The following is a 2809-nucleotide window of genomic DNA, read 5'->3' as shown; positions in this document are numbered from 1 at the left end:
CTAAGCCTTTCAGCGCCGATGGTACTGCAGGGGGGACCCTGTGGGAGAGTAGGACGCCGCCGAACAATTATTGCGGAAGCCCCGCACCAGCCCTTAAGGGTTCGGTGCGGGGCTTTTCTGCGTTTACGGCCAGACCTTGGAGCCGGGAAGCTCGCGGGCGGGCGCTGACGGAGCCTTCGCCTCGAACAGCGGGAGGTCCGGTCGACGCAATCGGCGGCACAGAGTCCGAGGTGATGGCGGTCTTCTTCGCCGATGCTCACCTCGTCCATCCGCCGGCCTAACGGGCCTCGTGCAACCGGGTCAGCAACGCCACCAGCTGGTCCCGCTCGGCCGGGCCGAGCGGGGCGAGGAACTCGGCGTTGGCCGCTTCGGCCAGGGCCGCACAGCGGGCGAGGACCGCGGTGCCCTCCGGGGTGACGGTGACGGCGTTCTTGCGGCGGTCGACCGGGTCCGGGGCGCGCAGGACGAGGCCCGCCTCCTGGAGGTGGTTGAGGATCCCGACCATGTCCTTGGGGTCGACGGCGAGCCGTCGGCCCAAGTCGGCCTGGGCGACGGGTCCGTACTCGGCGGTGGCGGCCAGCACCGCGTGGTGCATGAGCTTCAGTCCCTCCGCGGCGATCGCCGCCGCGACCAGTTCCCGTCCGCGCGCAGCGACGCGACCGGCGAGCCAGGACGGCAGGGACTGGATGTGCTGGAGGGCCGAGGTCATGCGCTCAGCCTATCGAAATCGTCGGACCGCCCCACGACTTTGGGATTATCGTGGGGATATCCAATGAACATGCGGCGAGGAGTTTGGGGGAGGTCCTGTGCTGCGCATCCGTCATGAGGTCAACGGTGGGCCCGAGGTGCTGTTCGCCGAGGAGGCGGACGTACCGGTGGCAGGAGCCGGTGAGCTGCTGATCCGGGTCGAGGCGGTCGGGGTGACGCTGCCGACCGTGCGCAAGGTACGGGAGGGCAGGGATCCCGTGCCGTTCGGCGGCGAGGTGGCCGGACGCATCGTCGCTGCCGGCGCAGGGGTCGCGGGCTTCACTACAGGGGATCGTGTCACCGGACTGTGCTTCGCCGACGCCTACGCCGAGTACGCGGTGCTCAACACCGCGATGACCTCGCGGATCCCGGCCGGCGCGAGTGCCGTGGAGGCGGTCGCGCTGGTTCGCAGCGGGCTGGTGGCCCGCGGCGCGTACGAGGCCGGGCGGGTGGAGCCGGGCGAGTCGGTCCTGGTGACGGCGGCGGCGAGTGCGGTGGGCACGCTCGCCCTGCAGTACGCGAAGGCCGGCGGGGCGGGACGCGTCGTTGCGGCGGTCAGCAGCGCGGACAAGGCCGACCTCGTCCGCGGCCTGGGGGCCGACGAGGTCGTCCTGTACGGGGACGCCGACTGGCACGGCCCGTACGACCTGATCCTCGACGGTGTCGGCGGCGACCTGCTCGGCTCCGCCGTACGAGCCCTGGCGACGGGCGGCCGCCTGGTGGCCTTCAGCTCCGGCGGAGGCACGGTGGAGGCGTACGAACTCCTGGTCCGCGGAGCCTCCTTGATCGGCTTCCAGATGCGAGCCATCGCCACCGGCAAGCCCGAACTCTACGAGCGCTGGCTCCGCGAGCTCTGGGAACTGCGCGCCGGGGGCACCCTGCGGACGGCCGTGCACGAGGAGATCCCGCTCGCCGAGGCGGCCCGCGCCCACACCCTCATCGAGCAGCGTCGCAACCTCGGCAAGGTCGTCCTCGTCCCCTGAGCGGGGAGTCGGGGTCTCACCTCGCGGCATGGCGAGGTATGCGGATCCTGGACTGGTCGATTGGGTGGAGTCCGGCGGCGGACCACTGGTGGTGGTGCCTGCTGCCGTGCTGGCCTCGTGGGAGGGGGCGGACGGCGAGGGCCCGGAGTCCGACTACGGCAGGGCCTGCTCGGTGGTCGGTTATGCCCGGCTGGTGGCGGTGGGTTCGTCGCAGGCGTTGGTGCTGGGTGACGAGCCGTCGTCCACGGCGTTCCTCCCGGAGCACGGGGTCTTCGTGCGGTGGGTGGCGGCCGAGTCGGAAGCGGACCTGCTCGGCGGCGTCGAGGCGGCCATGAAGGATGCCGACTGGGAAGGCGAGCAGGTCTGGGAGGTACCCGGGCCGGTCGTGCTCTTCGACTCCGCTTGGCCCGGCTCCGAGGTGGAGCCCGACAACCACATGCGGGTGGACCTGGCGGCGGGACGGTACGAGCTCCGGGCCGCCCTGGCGCAGCCGCACTCCCTCACCACCTTCCAACTGGTCCGGTTGCTCCCGTTGCGGTAACGCCCCCGGATGTCCAGGCGGGTCCCCGAGCGATGGCAACCCAGGAGGACCTCGCCGCCGACTTGGTGCGGCGCCCGCTCCGGCACCCGGGGTCCCGCCACTCAGAGGCGTTGCTGCGCGGGGACCCGCGCCGCCGCGGCAGCGCACGCGGTTCCGACGCCTGCATGGGCGGCCGACACCGATCCCACCGCCCCACCGTCTCTGACCAGGCAACAGGCCGAAGGGTTGCTGGCACGGGCCGGCCTGTAGGCCCCACCTCCCGACGGGCCCTCGGGGCCGTTTTGACACCCCCCAGGCCGGGTTGTAGAGTCAAACGGTTGCCTCGAACTGGACAAGTTCGGCAGCCCCACCTCACACGCAATGCAAATTCATGTGGGGTGCACTCGATTCTTCAGAGAACCGCAGCCGGGGAAATCCGGTGGAAAACTTCTGATAGAGTCGGAACCGCCGGAAAGGGAAAACGCGAAAGCGAATACCTGGAAAGCACCGAGGAAGTCGGACACGAAAGAGTCTGATAGAGTCGGAAACGCAAGAACAG

The 2809-nt window shown here is 70.3% G+C and carries 3 protein-coding genes; 2 read left to right on the top strand and 1 reads right to left on the bottom strand.

Annotated features, from left to right (window positions below):
* Positions 1-277 precede the first annotated feature (277 nt).
* Positions 278-709: a MarR family winged helix-turn-helix transcriptional regulator gene (locus ACGFZK_RS37235; protein ID WP_393853265.1), complete on the bottom strand. Its 432-nt coding sequence runs from the start codon at positions 707-709 to the stop codon at positions 278-280.
* A gap of 97 nt (positions 710-806) precedes the next feature.
* On the opposite strand from ACGFZK_RS37235, the gene ACGFZK_RS37230 reads away from it, so the two are divergent.
* Both ACGFZK_RS37230 and ACGFZK_RS37225 read left to right on the top strand, forming a co-directional pair.
* Positions 807-1730: a zinc-binding alcohol dehydrogenase family protein gene (locus tag ACGFZK_RS37230; protein WP_393853264.1), complete on the top strand. Its 924-nt coding sequence runs from the start codon at positions 807-809 to the stop codon at positions 1728-1730.
* A gap of 28 nt (positions 1731-1758) precedes the next feature.
* Complete coding sequence (locus ACGFZK_RS37225; protein ID WP_393853263.1) at positions 1759-2271, top strand: Imm21 family immunity protein; 513 nt, start codon at positions 1759-1761, stop codon at positions 2269-2271.
* Positions 2272-2809: the final 538 nt, after the last annotated feature.

It is taken from the genome of Streptomyces sp. NPDC048257 (genome assembly GCF_043201855.1).
In the GTDB taxonomy this organism is placed as follows: domain Bacteria; phylum Actinomycetota; class Actinomycetes; order Streptomycetales; family Streptomycetaceae; genus Streptomyces.
This window is presented reverse-complemented; position numbering and strand designations above follow the sequence as displayed.